This window comes from Cuspidothrix issatschenkoi CHARLIE-1, from assembly GCF_002934005.1.
GTDB lineage: Bacteria > Cyanobacteriota > Cyanobacteriia > Cyanobacteriales > Nostocaceae > Cuspidothrix > Cuspidothrix issatschenkoi.
In genome coordinates, this window is record NZ_PGEM01000024.1 from 1 (window position 1) to 14,324 (window position 14,324).

Below are 14,324 nucleotides of genomic sequence, written 5' to 3' on the forward strand. Positions count from 1 at the left end.
TCCTGGGTTTTTGGCTAAATATTGCTGATGGTATTCTTCAGCATAATAAAATTCAGGTGCATCTAAAATTTCTGTGGTAATTTTACCATAACCTGCGCTACTGAGGGCAGCTTGATAGGTGTTACGTGATGCTTGTGCTAGTTGTTTTTGATTTTCGGAATAGACGTAAATTCCTGAACGGTATTGAGTCCCGGTATCATTACCTTGACGCATTCCTTGGGTAGGGTTGTGACTTTCCCAGAAAACTTTCAACAGTTGGGAATAAGGGATGATTTTGGGATCAAACACCACTAATACCACTTCATTGTGACCTGTTAAGCCGCTACAAACTTCTTGATAAGTAGGGTTAGGTGTGTAACCAGCAGCATAACCTACCGCAGTGGTATAAACCCCTTCGAGTTGCCAGAATTTGCGTTCTGCTCCCCAAAAACAGCCTAAACCAAACATGGCAGTTTCCAAGCCTTCGGGAAAAGGTGCTTTCAGAGGATTTTTGTTAACGTAATGATGTGCTGGTACTCGCATTACTTCTGCCCGTCCTGATAAAGCTTCCTCTGGTTTAGGCATAGCTGACTTTTTACCAAATCCGAATATTCCCATGGGTTTAAATTTGTATTATGTATGATTGCTATTCTTTTCTATTGTAAAGATTTTTATCAGATTTTTAGAGGGACATAAGAGTGTTTTGGGCGGTTGGATCTTGAATTATTATTGAGTGAGTAAGGAAACAAACATAGATCCCCAGATCCCGGACTTCTTGAAGAAGTCCGGGATCTAAAGCACGAAGGAAAAATACAGATGAATGTCTCTTTAGAAGTTCTGATCACTAGCGCGAAAGCGGGAAAACTGATTAGTTTTCCTACGGATACAGTCCCCGCACTGGCAACAATACCAACACAAGCGGAATTAATTTATGTTGCTAAACAACGGAGTTTAGACAAACCATTAATTTTAATGGCGGCTACTGCTGAAGATTTATGGGATTATGTTCAGGGTAGTGAATTAGAATATCAGATTTGGCAAGAAGTTGTGAATCAATATTGGCCAGGGGCGTTAACTTTAGTTTTACCAGCTAGTGGAAAAATTCCTCCAGTTATGAATCCTAGGGATCCAAACACGATTGGTATTAGAGTTCCTAATCACGCAGTAACTCAAAGTATTTTAGCCCAAACTGGTCCCATGGCGACAACTAGTGTTAATTTATCAGGTCAACCTGCTTTAGAGAAAAAAGCAGAAATAGAAGCTCAATTTCCAGAAGTTTTAACTTTAGAATCAATAGAATATCAAGGTTTGGGTATACCTTCCACTGTTGCAAAATGGACTGGTAGTAATTGGCAGATTTTAAGACAAGGTAGTATTAAATTGTAAGTAAGAATTCAGGTAAAGCAAAAAGATCCCCGACTTCTATGAGCAATTTATCAATATTAAGAGTTTCAGGATTAAAAAAGTGAATTAGGTGCAAGGATTAAAAGCATATAACTTTCTCAGATTCGAGACTATTCTTATTTCCTCCTAATTCTTCCTCCTAATTCTTCCTCCTGACTCCTAGCCCTCACGAAAAGACTTTTTCAGCAAACCCTAATTAACTGCAATTTTTGTAAATATGAATTTTAACAACTGGTTGTATTTAGGAACGGGAATAGGATTAGGCATAGGTTTTTATAGATTGTTCCTACAGTCTACTAAATCTGCGTTGATTCCTCCTCAAAATTCTCCACAACATGAAGAAAGTCAACTTTTGCAAGAATTGAAACAAACTCAATTAGCTTATTATCAATCGCGAGAAATGAGTCAATTTAAGGCTGGTTTTTTAGCGAGAACTAGCCATGAATTGCGATCGCCATTAGGTGCTGTAATCGGATTACATCAATTAATTTTAGAAGATTTATGTGAAAATCCTGAAGAAGAGAGAGAGTTTATTGAACAAGCTCATGAGAAATCCTTAAAATTACTAAAACTCATTGATGAAATTTTGCATATTTCTAAATTAGAATCTGGGAGAAATAAATTAGATATTGAGACTTTACAATTATCAGAATTTTTACAGGATATTTATGATTTAACTTATTTACTGGCAGCTAATCGCAATTATCCTTTTACTTTATCATTACCAGATCCAGAAATTCATATTTTAGCAGATTCCCGATGGTTGAAACAAGTATTAATAAATTTAATAGATACGACGATTAAGGAAATGGAAGAAGGTAATATTTATCTCTCTAGTAATTTACCTACAGGTAATCATGTAAATATTTGGTTAGATGTCCCAACTGTTGCTGTAGTTACAAGTGAATCTCTAGATTTAATCACAACTGAAAATCCAGAACTTCAGGAAAATATAGATTTATCTCCAGGAATGAAACTTTTACTAAATCAAAGTTTAGTAGAATTGATGGGAGGAAAATTAGAAATTTTGCCTTTACCCACCAATGACGAAAAAGCACAGCAGTTAAGCAGATTGCAAATATCTATACCTATAGAGACTCTTGAAAAGAAATCTCTTCAGTCATGAAAGCATCATAATTAAAGTGATTACGTAAAACCATTGTGGTTGTGTTATTGACTTGAAACCCAATCTTTTCATAAAATTCCTGTTGGTTAGTCGTCATCAAGTATACACGCTCTACTTTTTGCATTCGTGGATGACTTAAAACAGTTTCTACTAACTTACTTCCTAACCCATTACCTTGATAGTCTGGATGAATCACAACATCCCAGATTGTAGCGCGATAGATACCATCAGAAGTCGCTCTAGCAAAGCCAATTAATAATTCCCTATCCCAGATAGAAATAACAGGTTCGCTGTTAACAATAGCTATACCCCAATCCTTAATACTGCGTCCTTTTGCCCAAAAAGCAGTCAGGTTAAAAAGTTCTTGAAGTTGATAAAGATCAATATCCGCATGACTTTGGCTAAACTGAATCTGAGAGTATTTCATTTATAGACACCTAATGATTCTAGTATCTTTGCTTCTGTTATGACATATTTTCAGGAAAATTACCCAAGTTGTATAGATGTATGCGACATTTTATTTAAAAATTCAACTTATACTTAATTGGGAAAATCCTCACCGATTTTTAAAGTCTTCCCAACTAGAACCATTTGTAGGATTTTTTTTGGTAAGCGATCGCTACTAAACTGTTACGCAGCTAAATCAGATAATCCTAATATTTTTAAGTTTTGTGGTGCGCGTATCTTGCCCGCTAGAATTATACAGATATTGAAATAACAACCGATTTTTATTTACAAATCCACTTCCATAGGGGATGGGAAGATCCTTGTTGACGAATACGATAAACTTGCTTTTGTAAATGTTGTTGTTCTTCTAATGGTAATCCCCAAATAATATTCCGACTTTGCCAAACTAAAACAGAAGTTGTCATAGCAATACAAAAACTCAATCCCAGGCTAGATAGCGGATGAAAAATGATTGTATATCGTAATCCTACCCAAGTGAAATATTCATGTAACAAAGAAATTTCTGTCCGCAAGTTCCAGAGGCAAAAAGGCGCAATACATATCCACAAACAGACAACAAGCAACCATCTGCCATATAGTATCAGTCTATGTAGCTTTTGGATTTGTTGAGCAAAATTAGGGTCTAAAACTAATTCTTCTGGTTGAATTTGTGGTTCTTGGGGCTTATCCATAGAAGAGGAAAAAAAGGGTATAAAAGGCAAAGATTATGCAAACAATAAGGCTTGATACTTTTAAAAATCAAACACTTATTGAGATTCGAGACTATTCCTACATCCCTCTAATTCTTACCAAAAAACTTCTGCCCATCATCTATTAATGAATTTAACTTTCCGGCGAATTTGCAGGGTCTTCAACTGGGTAATTTTCGCTGCGTTCTCGCCACCATATCAGTAGTGTACTAGCAATGAAAATACTAGAATAAGCTCCCATAATAAAGCCAACAATTAAGGCTAAGGAGAAATAATGGAGAGTTTCACCTCCAAATAAGAAGATGGCAGTTAATGTCAGTAGAGTTGTTAAAGTAGTGTTAATTGACCTACTTAAAGTTTGGTTAACAGCATCATCAACGACATCAGCAATTGGTTGTTGGGGATGAAGTTTAATAGTTTCCCGAATGCGGTCATAAATAACAACCGTATCATTGACGGAGAAACCCGTGATAGTTAGCAAGGCAACTATAAAGAGGCTATCTACTTCTACACCGAAAACTAAGCCTAAAATTGAGAAAACGCCAGTTGTGATCAGAATATCGTGAAATAAAGCCACTATGGCAAATACGGCATAATCCCACTGAAATCTCACAGCCATGTAGATAGTAATCCCAATAAAGGAAACTATTAAAGCTAACACCCCAGAAGTAAATAACTCTTTACCTAAAGTTGCACCAACAGAGTCAATTTGATTTTTTTCGGGGTCAAAAGCACCAATTTTTTCGCTTAAAGCAGTTTGTAAATTTGTCCGCTGTTCTGTCTCCAAGTTTTTTGTGCGAATAGTAATGCCATTTTCTACATTCTTATCGCCTATTTTTTCAGAGATTAATTGAATGCTACTATCTCCCATGCCTTGAGATTTAGCAACTTCGCGCACAACGTTAATATCTATGGGTTGGTCGCAGTTACCAGGTTTGCTACAGTCCCGGACAAATTGTAACCTTGTGCCGCCGATAAAATCCAAACTGGGACGTAGAGGCGCTTTAATACTGGGGTTCATGTAGGATATCACCATCGAGATAATTCCAGCCAGAATAATACTAGAGGAAATAATCCACCACAGACCCCGTGCTTTGTTAATCTGTAATTTCATTGTGCCACTCCTGTCTTATTTGCTACTGGCACATTAGGAGCATAAAGTTCTGTTTTCCGTAATGAGGGAATAGAAATGACTAAAAACATCAACGTGCGACTACAAGTAATTGCGGTAAACATACTTACCCCTACACCTAAAGCTAAGGTCAGCGCGAAGCCTTTGACTAAACCTGAACCCAGCCAAAATAATGCGGCACAAGCAATCCAGGTAGTAACATTACTATCTAAAATACTAGAAAAAGCGCGATAAAAACCAGATTCCACAGAACGGTATAAAGATTTACCTGCTTGTAGTTCTTCTCTTGTACGTTCAAAAATTAAGACGTTGGCATCAACCGCCATACCAATACTGAGGATAAAACCAGCAATTCCTGGTAATGTGAGGGTGATACTCAATAAACAAAAGGCAGCCCAAGTCAGAATGGAGTAAATCAGTAGTGAAACATTGGCGATCATTCCTGGTAGTCTATAGTACAATACCATAAATATTACTACCAAAGTTAGACCACCGATACCAGCATAGATACTTCTTTGAATACTGTCTTTTCCTAAAGTAGCGCCTACGGTTCTTCTTTCCGCAATTTCTACAGGTACAGGTAATGCACCGCCACGCAACTGTACCCCTAAATCATTGGCTTCTTGGGCTTGAAAATTACCTGTAATGATTGCTGAACCACCAGTAATGCCAGTTTGTGCGTGTTCTACGCCTACTGTGGGTGAACTAATCAATTCATTATCAAGAAAAATTCCGATACTACGGCCAGTCCCAGCCAGGTCTTTTGTTAGTCCAGCAAAGAGTTCACCACCTGTTTGATCAAATCGGATGGCTACATTCCAGTTAGTGCCTTGATTGGGTTCACCGTAGGCATCCTTGAGATATTTACCGGTGAGAGGTGGATTGGTGCTTTCAAATAATTCGGCAATTGCTTGATTATTTTTATCAAACTCTTCTTTATTTTTATCAATCGTTGCTTGGTCTTTGGACTTTCTCGCTTCTTCCCGCTTCTGTTTCAAGTCGTTTCTTGTTACCTGGAAGGCGAAAAGCTGAGTTTCTGTATTCTTTTTCTGGACACGGAACTCTAACTGGGCTGTTCCGCCTAATATCCGTTCTGCTTGTTCTGGGTCGTTGACACCAGGTAATTGTACTAAAATTTTATCAGTACCTACAGTTTGAATTAAGGGTTCGGAAACACCAAGACCATTAATTCGCCCTTCTACAACTCTTTTCACAGCTTCCAATTCTCTTTCAGTGATTTGCTTGATTTCTGCTGTTGGTTTCACCTGAATGGTAAGCTGTGAACCGCCCCGTAAGTCTAGTCCCAAGGGTACGGGATTTGTGGCAATCACCGCTATAGCGGCGATTACCAAAACTATAATTAACGCTAATAGCGATCGCTGTTTTTGCATACCATCACTCACAACTGACAAAGGTTATAATAACGTTCTTTTTGCCAGTTGTGAGTAGAAAATTTCAGAGGCAGGAGGCAGTTGTATAGCTAACGCCACCCTTTGCGAAGGAAGTACAACCGTCACCCATAACCTAAACCCGCAAAGCCACCATTTTCTGCACTGCTTCGATGATTTGCTCTGGTTGGATAATGGTTAACCGTTCCAGATTACCGTTATAAGGCGTGGGGATATCTTGGGAAGAAAGACGCAATACAGGGGCATCCAATTCATCAAATAAGCGGTCATTAATGGAGGCGGTTAATTCTGCACCAATACCGCCTGTTCTCATACACTCTTCCACGACAATGACGCGGTGAGTTTTGCGTATTGATGCGCCAATGGTATCAAAATCTAAAGGTTTGAGAGAAATTAAATCAATCACTTCTGGATCATAACCCTGCTTTTCCAAGAGTTTCACAGCTTGCAGTACATGATATCGCATCCGAGAGTAAGTGAGAATTGTCACGTCCTTACCTTGGCGTACTACTTCCGCTTTATCTAGGGGTAGTACATATTCTGTTTCTGGTAGGTCTTCTTTTAAGTTATAAAGTAAAACGTGTTCAAAAAATAACACAGGGTTATCATCACGGATGGCAGCTTTCAAAAGTCCTTTAGCGTTATATGGCGTAGAGCAAGCTACAATTTTTAAGCCGGGAACAGCCTGGAAATAAGCTTCTAGACGTTGGGAATGTTCTGCTCCTAATTGTCTACCCACACCACCAGGCCCACGAATCACCATAGGGATTTTAAAGTTACCGCCAGAAGTGTAGCGTAACATACCCGCATTATTAGAAATTTGGTTGAAGGCGAGGAGCAAAAAGCCCATATTCATCCCTTCAATAATCGGTCTTAACCCAGTCATAGCCGCACCTACAGCTATCCCAGTAAAGCTGTTTTCGGCAATAGGAGTATCTACAACTCGCAGATCACCATATTTTTGGTGTAAATCTTTAGTAACTTTATAAGAACCGCCGTAGTGTCCTACGTCTTCACCAAGAACGAATACGCTGGAATCGCGTGCCATTTCCTCGTCAATAGCTTCCCGCAGGGCGTTGAAAAATAGTGTTTCTGCCATTTAGACCTTTATTGCAATTTATCGTTATAAAATTTTATCCTGCCATTGTCCCAAATACCGTCAACCGTAGCACTAGATTAGTAATGGAGAATTAGCGAACTGCTTACAGCACAGCTAGTTACCTCTGGGACGCTTTGCGAACGCGATCGCCATTCCCCATTTTCAGTTATCCTTAATCTTAGTCAGAAGACGGTTAAAATCTCCGTACAGTAGATGCAACTAAGTTACAGTGTGGCGAACCCAGACTATATAATATCACTAAAATCCTGACTGTGAAAACAATTTTAAACTCAATTCCCAATGAAGTGAATTGGCAAGATATCGTACAATTTAAAAAATTAGATCAGCGTGTTGCGATAGCTAATGAAATTTGTGCAAATCTCATTGGTGTGAATGAAGGTTATATCGAATGGTGTCCTGATAATGAGCCACCAACGCAGTTAGAAACCTTGCTTTGGTGGTGGGTTATCCGTCCTGATTTGGGAGCGGCTATTGCAAGTGAAGCACCGCAAGAACTAAAGGAAATTATCAGTCAATACATCCTTAATTTATGATCTTATCAGTCCAAGATGCAGAAACTATTATTCTCGATGCTGTCCAACCTTTAAACCAAAAACATGATCTAGAAATTGTTGATTTATCCACAGCATTTCACCGAATTTTAGCAACTCCTGTAATTAGTAATTTAGATTTTCCCCATTGGGATAATTCGGCAATGGATGGTTTTGCAGTGCGTTATGAAGATGTGCAAAATTCCAGTCCTGAAAATCCCACAAGTTTAGAAATTGTTGTAGAAATTCCCGCCGGATATCAACCCCAAATTACTATTAAACCAGGACAAGCAGCACGAATTTTTACTGGTGCAATTATGCCACAGGGTGCGGATACTGTAGTCATGCAGGAAAAAACTAATTTCCAGGAAAATAAAGTTTTTATTCTTGCTGCACCCCAACCCCAAGAATTTGTCAGACATCAAGGAGATTTTTACCAAGCGGGAAAAGAACTTTTACCAGCAGGAATTAAACTAAATGCAACAGAAATTGCCATTTTAGCCGCAGCACAATTATCTAAAATCAGTGTTTTCCGCCGTCCACGGGTGGCAATTTTTTCTAGCGGTGATGAGTTAGTAACACCAGAACAAACCCTAAAACCTGGACAAATTGTAGATTCTAACCAATATGCTTTGGCTGCTTTAGTTAAAGAATTAGGTGCAGAAGTGTTAATGTTAGGAATTGTTAAGGATAATCTCACTGCTTTAACCGAAACTATAAATTATGCTATTAATAATGCAGATATAGTTCTTTCCTCCGGTGGAGTGTCTGTAGGTGATTATGATTATATTGATAAAATCTTAGCATCTCTGGGGGCAAAAATTCATTTTCGGGCTGTGCAAATGCGTCCAGGAAAACCTTTAACTTTTGCCACCTTTCCCAATTCTCTATACTTTGGGTTACCTGGAAATCCGGTTTCTGCTTTGGTGACTTTTTGGCGATTTGTGCAACCTGCAATTAAAAAACTTTCGGGTATTAATAGAGGTTGGGAAGCAAGATTTGTCAATGTAAAATCCCAGAGTGAGTTAAAATCTCAAGGCAAGATGGAAACTTATATTTGGGGTAATTTGACCTTAAATAAGAATATTTATGAATTTCTCCCAACTGATGGTAATTTAAGTTCTGGTAATTTAATTAATTTAGCCCAAACTAATGCTTTAGCCGTTTTACCTGTGGGAAAAACTTTTATTTCTCCAGGTGAGGATGTTTTAGTTTTGCCAGTTGGGTAATTATATCATGTTCAGTATTCAGCTATAGCACTTGTTTCCAGATCCCCGACTTCTTTGATTGATTGTATTCGGAAAGGATAAATCTATCAAAGAAGTCGGGGATCTTATCACCTCACCTGAATTCTGACTCTAGTTGTAGAGACGTTCCGGCAGAACGTCTTTACCAAAGTTATTTGCCACAGCCTCAGTTGAAACTAATAGTTATTTGATATCGTAACCAAATAAGTTAGGATCAACTTCTCCTAATTGCAAATCCGCTAAACCATATTCAGCCCAACGTTTATCTACCATAGCGGCAACATCGGTATCTGATTTTAATGGTTCACCCCATTCATGTTCTGTTTCTGGGGGAATTTTGGTAGTTGCATCTATGCCCATTCTCCCGCCTAAACCCAGTTTTTCACTAGCAAAATCTAAGGTGTCGAAGGGAGTATTCGGTAATATAAATACGTCTCTTGTGGGGTCAACTTTGGAACTAATTGCCCACACGACTTGACGCGGATCACGAACATTGATATCCTTATCAACCACGATCACAAATTTAGTATAGGTGAATTGTGGTAAGGCACTCCAAAATGCTAAAGCTGCCCTTCTGGCTTGTCCAGGATAGGCTTTATCTATGGAAATAATTGCCGCTTTGTAGCTGAGTGCTTCCATGGGCAGGAAGAAATCAACAATTTCGGATACCTGTTGGCGTAAAATCGGGGTATATATGCGGTTGAGTGCGATCGCCATCATCGCTTCTTCTTTGGGTGGTAAGCCGCTAAATGTGGTCAGATAAATGGGATCTTTGCGGTGGGTCATGCACTGAAACCGCACCAAAGGCGAGTCTTCTACACCGCCATAATATCCCATGTGGTCACCAAAGGGGCCATCTGGTAAAACTTCTCCTGGGGTAATTGTTCCTTCTAACACAATTTCTGCATCTGCGGGAACTTCTAAATCTACGGTTTTACATCTGGCTAAATTGACACCAGAACCGCCATATAATCCCGCAAATAACCATTCTGACAAATCTACAGGAATGGGTGTGGCGGCGGCCATGATAATTAAAGGATCAATTCCCAGAGCGATCGCTATTTCTAATTTTTTACCACGTTCTGCCGCCTTGCGTAAATGTCTCGCACCGCCCCGCACCGATAGCCAATGTACGGTCATGGTGTTGTGTGATTGCAGTTGCAAGCGGTACACGCCCACATTGGGGATGCCTGTCTCACAATCTTTAGTAATTACTAATCCTAGTGTGATAATCTTGCCCGCATCTCCCGGATAAGGACGTATTAAAGGTAACTTATTTAAGTCTAAATCATTACCCTCTATCACCACCTGTTGACAAGCGGGGAAAAAGTCCCTTCCTGGTTTGGCTTTAACCACATCAAACAAGACTTTGCCAAAATCTATGGCTTGGGAAATCTTTTTCGGTGGTTTGGGTTGCTGAAGCATACTCAGTTTTTTACCCAGGGTTTCTAACTCCTCTGGGCGTTCCATATTCATTGCCCAGCATATCCTTTCCACAGTTCCCATCAAATTTACCGCGACGGGGAAAGATGCACCTTTAACATTTTCAAACAGCAAGCCTGGGCCACCTTTTTGCAGCATCCGGTTAGAAATCTCTGCAATTTCCATATCTGGATCGACTAAAGCAGAAATTCGCTTTAATTGTCCTCTTTCTTCTAGAATTTTAATAAATCCCCGTAAGTCTCTGGCCATTTTCCCTAAAAATTAAGAACTGTAAAGCTATTTCTCATCTTAGCCTTGAACACGGAAAAATCAGTGCCATCATTCCCTGGCGGGTTATGATTACTATAAAAACCGATACTCCCAATTATAAACCGCTCAGTACAAGCCGCCCAATAACCACCTGATTCTGACAATTGTAAGGGCAAAGGAAAAAGAGTATGAAAGGCTACAACTTCCACGCAGCACCACACAAAACCTGAAAACCGTAGTAGCCCAAGTTGCTAGTTATAGGGAACAGCGATCGCATTGGGTGAATAAAGAATTATCGTAACACTAACTTCACTCAACCTATTGATATAGGATTATATCTATCAATAGATATAAAACCTAATTGTAAGAAAAATATAACCTTTACTTATTCACAAATGGCTCGATATTATCCATTTTTAATTAGAGAGGAATTATGTCAAATACCGATATTAAAAACACTGCTATTAATCAAGAACTTTTGATGGATTTAAATATGCATTTAGGGATTCTCAAGTTGGCATCTACCTTGATGATGTTGGAGCAGCGTGGCAATAATCCTACTAGTTTGGCACAGTCTAGCCAACCCCTTGCAGCAGTGATTTCCAATCACTCGTTTCGCTCAATAATTTGGTAGTGGCGATCGCCTACAGCAAATCCCATCGCTCTTTTTCCCTCAATAACAGTTAAAATCAACTATCTGGTTGTATCCATCCTTTAATAATTGCCTTAACAACTCTCAAATATTTATTTTCAAGAACAAACTCATCAATTGCGGTTTCACCACCAGCTTTAAGAGCACTAGCCGCACGGCGTTGGAATGCAGGAGTAGTGTTATCTTTAATATGATCAATTTGTTCTTTTTCAGTAGGTCTAGGATTGGTTTGTTCTAACTGTTTAAGAAGGTTTTGAATCTCTTCTGCTGCTTTTGCAAGATTTTGTCTTTGTTCTGATGTATAATTATTTTGATTAAATGTAACATTACTACCTGATTCTGCTGTATCTACAAATTGGTTATTTGCCTTACTTTGGTTATATTTTGACATTGTAGTATCTCCTTCATTTTGATAGTTTACAAATAAATATTCTACAAATAATAATATTGGTAAAAATACTTTATCGCTTTGTTTGTGTGAATGTTGCAATTTATTAACTTTTTTATTAAGCACATCTAAAATTTTTCCGTTTATTATTGCGGGAGTAAGCTTGTTCAAAAAAAGCAGTATGGAGAAAGCAAGCAATATACTCACAGCGACAATTTTTATTAAAAATCCCGAATCATAATAATTAAGTTCATCAAGCTTCTCTAAAAAATTATTTTGAGTATCATCTAGATGGTTATTTTTTCTTAATTGTTTAGCTTTTTTTTCTACCAAAAATGCATTTAAGTCACCTAAAAGACTGTGATTTTTAGACGACTTATTATAAATAATCATTCCGTATGCCTCGTGGCTTAATGGTTTAGAATAAGGCACAATAGAATATTGTTGGCTTTTACCTGGATTTTGATTTTTGAGATCTTTTAACATACCTTCTAAAATAATTTCATCAGAGGCATATGCCTTAATATTACCAGAATCTAATTTTTCAAAGGCATCTTTTCTGTCAACTTGTATAATTTCTTGTGCTGATGTATAAATTGAACCTATTAGAGAATTTGTAGTTGTAGTCATCCCATAAACTCCGATTACTTCTCCTTTAAAAGGCTCTAGCTGATAAAAAGATGCTTTGTGTATGTTTTTAAGCAAAAGCTTGGCTCCTGTCCAAGCGAAAGAACCAGAAAAACTAGCATCCCTTTTTTCTAGTGAATCTTGACGTTCATTAGTTATGGTGTTAGGTCCACACTCTCCATCTAAACTTGTCCCATCATCTCCATTACCGGAAAATCTCTTATTAACAGATACTTGTCTGTACTCTATACTTATTTCATCTTTATTCTTTTGTTTCATCCATGTTTCTAAATCTTTTAGTAATTCAGGACAGTAACCATTCCACCCCGAAGATTGATCTCGATAACTTACAGGAGGAGAATCAGTTCTAAGTCCAAATATTACTACTTGATTAGTATTATTGTTTGGAGTCTGGGCAAAATCAGGATAGCTGAGGAACAAAATACTGACTATTACCATAGTACTAAGCAAATAATTTAGTTTCATTTTACGTTTTCAAATATCAATAAAAGTCCTATTGATTTAAAAAGCTGTTTGTTAAAGATTATGAATAAACAGATTAAGATTTTGTAAGTCTTTTTAAGATAAAAAGTTTTAGCTTCTTTGGGTTTTGCTGGTTGTTTTTTTTGGCATGATCAAAAATGTCTACATTTATATTTTGTAATACTGACTTCTAATTAATTAAATACTTCCCTAACAATTCCTTGCCTTGTTCTTCCCATTCCCCAAGCCTCTGCTCAGTCTTATCCATAGCCATAGGTGAAAGTTGCGATTCCTACGAAGAGCTTCGCTATCGCTCAGTTTCCCAACGGTTAATAGTGGCATAGGTTACATCTAGATACACTGCAAACCGTTCTTGAGTCAGTCCAGTTAACAGGCGAAACCCCCAAATTAGCCCCCCAATTTCGGGTTATTTGACCACTAATGGTCTTTTTAACATTTGGTTTATTGCCTAGATGTAACAAGTATCATATTTTTTGATATTATAGGCACATTCAAAAATAAAAGCAATAGCAAAAACCGCTAATTTTCCGAAAATTACCTAGTTTTTTAGTTTTCTTTGATGTTTGAATTGAATAAAGTCGAAATATGCACCAAGTAAATCTATTTTCATCTATCAAAAGTTAGATATTAAATAATGCCTACAGCAATTTCTACACACTGATAGGGGATGGTTTTAGAGGGAACTAGCGTTACTGCAACTAATTCGCTCTTGATGATATCTTCTTTTTTATAGATATTTATATATTTATATATGTATATATGTATATATGCACTAACAGGAATAATGATAAAACCTAATAAAATTAGTATAGGTATTACCCCTAAGATCCAATCATTTTTTTTGTCTCATATATAAATTTCAATTGTCCAGTTTTCTAACTTGTTTCACATCAAGAATGAATTAATTCCTCAATTCATGAAAGTGGATTATGAGGTGAAAATAGTCTAAAATCTCTATCCATCTTCGTTTTGTGCTTATTTAGCCCCCTAAATCCCTCAAGTTTGGGGGACTTTGAAATTCTTATTCCCCCAGAATTGGGGGTTAGGGGGCATTTGGGTAGAAACCTTTACTTTTACCCGAATTTACCCCAATTTTACCCCAAAAAACTTGGGACGAGTATTAAACCCGTCCCTAAGTTACATAAAACCTTGAATTAATCGGTTTTTGTAGATTTTTGTTAAAGGCGACACCCGGATTTGAACCGGGGGATGGAGGTTTTGCAGACCTCTGCCTTACCACTTGGCTATGTCGCCATACTCACATCTACTCATATTAGCACCTTTTTTTCCAAATTGCACCCCTTGGGAAAAATTTTTTAGTAATTGGTAATGGGTAATTGGGAAATATAAATATTAA

General features: G+C 37.7%; 15 protein-coding genes and 1 tRNA gene. 6 read left to right on the forward strand and 10 right to left on the reverse strand.

The features are described from left to right. Positions 1-597 (reverse strand): peptide-methionine (S)-S-oxide reductase MsrA (gene msrA, locus CUN59_RS03060; protein ID WP_104386549.1); only part of this gene is annotated, 597 nt, incomplete at its 3' end. A 198-nt stretch (positions 598-795) separates the two neighbouring features. Between msrA and CUN59_RS03065 the strand changes: the two genes are divergently transcribed. Both CUN59_RS03065 and CUN59_RS03070 read left to right on the forward strand, forming a co-directional pair. Beyond that, positions 796-1,365, forward strand: a complete 570-nt coding sequence (locus CUN59_RS03065) for an L-threonylcarbamoyladenylate synthase (RefSeq protein WP_104386448.1) — start codon at positions 796-798, stop codon at positions 1,363-1,365. 235 nt (positions 1,366-1,600) lie between these two features. After that, positions 1,601-2,509 (forward strand): sensor histidine kinase, encoded by a 909-nt coding sequence (locus CUN59_RS03070; RefSeq protein ID WP_104386449.1) that lies wholly within the window; start codon positions 1,601-1,603, stop codon positions 2,507-2,509. Here CUN59_RS03070 and CUN59_RS03075 read toward each other — a convergent pair. Then, complete coding sequence (locus CUN59_RS03075; protein ID WP_104386450.1) at positions 2,472-2,936, reverse strand: GNAT family N-acetyltransferase; 465 nt, start codon at positions 2,934-2,936, stop codon at positions 2,472-2,474. The two genes, CUN59_RS03070 and CUN59_RS03075, sit on opposite strands and share 38 nt — an antisense overlap. A gap of 76 nt (positions 2,937-3,012) precedes the next feature. On the opposite strand from CUN59_RS03075, the gene CUN59_RS22275 reads away from it, so the two are divergent. Continuing rightward, entirely contained in the window at positions 3,013-3,135 is a 123-nt protein-coding gene (locus CUN59_RS22275; RefSeq protein WP_279327285.1) for a hypothetical protein, read from the forward strand. Between the two features lie 102 nt (positions 3,136-3,237). On the opposite strand, the gene CUN59_RS03080 is transcribed toward CUN59_RS22275, so the two are convergent. From CUN59_RS03080 to CUN59_RS03095, 4 genes are all read right to left on the reverse strand, one after another. Further along, a complete protein-coding gene (locus tag CUN59_RS03080) occupies positions 3,238-3,648 on the reverse strand; it encodes a hypothetical protein (protein WP_104386451.1) in 411 nt (136 codons plus the stop codon). A gap of 151 nt (positions 3,649-3,799) precedes the next feature. Continuing rightward, a complete protein-coding gene (gene secF, locus CUN59_RS03085) occupies positions 3,800-4,780 on the reverse strand; it encodes a protein translocase subunit SecF (protein WP_104386452.1) in 981 nt (326 codons plus the stop codon). Continuing rightward, positions 4,777-6,189 (reverse strand): protein translocase subunit SecD, encoded by a 1,413-nt coding sequence (secD, locus tag CUN59_RS03090; RefSeq protein ID WP_104386550.1) that lies wholly within the window; start codon positions 6,187-6,189, stop codon positions 4,777-4,779. Before secD ends, secF begins: the two co-directional genes overlap by 4 nt. Before the next feature lie 133 nt (positions 6,190-6,322). Continuing rightward, complete coding sequence (locus CUN59_RS03095) at positions 6,323-7,306, reverse strand: alpha-ketoacid dehydrogenase subunit beta (RefSeq protein ID WP_104386453.1); 984 nt, start codon at positions 7,304-7,306, stop codon at positions 6,323-6,325. 272 nt (positions 7,307-7,578) lie between these two features. Between CUN59_RS03095 and CUN59_RS03100 the strand changes: the two genes are divergently transcribed. Both CUN59_RS03100 and CUN59_RS03105 read left to right on the forward strand, forming a co-directional pair. Further along, positions 7,579-7,860, forward strand: a complete 282-nt coding sequence (locus CUN59_RS03100) for a hypothetical protein (protein WP_243406856.1) — start codon at positions 7,579-7,581, stop codon at positions 7,858-7,860. Continuing rightward, the gene (locus CUN59_RS03105) at positions 7,860-9,086 is read left to right on the forward strand and encodes a molybdopterin molybdotransferase MoeA (protein ID WP_104386551.1); all 1,227 of its coding nucleotides are present in this window, start codon (positions 7,860-7,862) and stop codon (positions 9,084-9,086) included. The genes CUN59_RS03100 and CUN59_RS03105 overlap by 1 nt, the downstream gene beginning before the upstream one ends. 201 nt (positions 9,087-9,287) lie before the next feature. Here CUN59_RS03105 and CUN59_RS03110 read toward each other — a convergent pair whose 3' ends face one another. Beyond that, positions 9,288-10,796: a UbiD family decarboxylase gene (locus tag CUN59_RS03110; protein WP_104386455.1), complete on the reverse strand. Its 1,509-nt coding sequence runs from the start codon at positions 10,794-10,796 to the stop codon at positions 9,288-9,290. 433 nt (positions 10,797-11,229) lie between these two features. Here CUN59_RS03110 and CUN59_RS03120 point away from each other — a divergent pair, with 433 nt between their 5' ends. Next, positions 11,230-11,430: a hypothetical protein gene (locus tag CUN59_RS03120; RefSeq protein ID WP_104386457.1), complete on the forward strand. Its 201-nt coding sequence runs from the start codon at positions 11,230-11,232 to the stop codon at positions 11,428-11,430. A gap of 55 nt (positions 11,431-11,485) precedes the next feature. On the opposite strand, the gene CUN59_RS03125 is transcribed toward CUN59_RS03120, so the two are convergent. The 3 genes from CUN59_RS03125 to CUN59_RS03135 form a co-directional block, all read right to left on the reverse strand. Next, positions 11,486-12,922, reverse strand: coding sequence for a type 2 periplasmic-binding domain-containing protein (locus CUN59_RS03125; RefSeq protein WP_165790148.1), 1,437 nt, complete (start codon positions 12,920-12,922; stop codon positions 11,486-11,488). A 331-nt stretch (positions 12,923-13,253) separates the two neighbouring features. Beyond that, positions 13,254-13,367: a helix-turn-helix domain-containing protein gene (locus CUN59_RS22280; RefSeq protein WP_306460498.1), complete on the reverse strand. Its 114-nt coding sequence runs from the start codon at positions 13,365-13,367 to the stop codon at positions 13,254-13,256. 782 nt (positions 13,368-14,149) lie between these two features. Then, positions 14,150-14,221: transfer RNA gene (locus CUN59_RS03135), tRNA-Cys, on the reverse strand. Positions 14,222-14,324 lie beyond the last annotated feature (103 nt).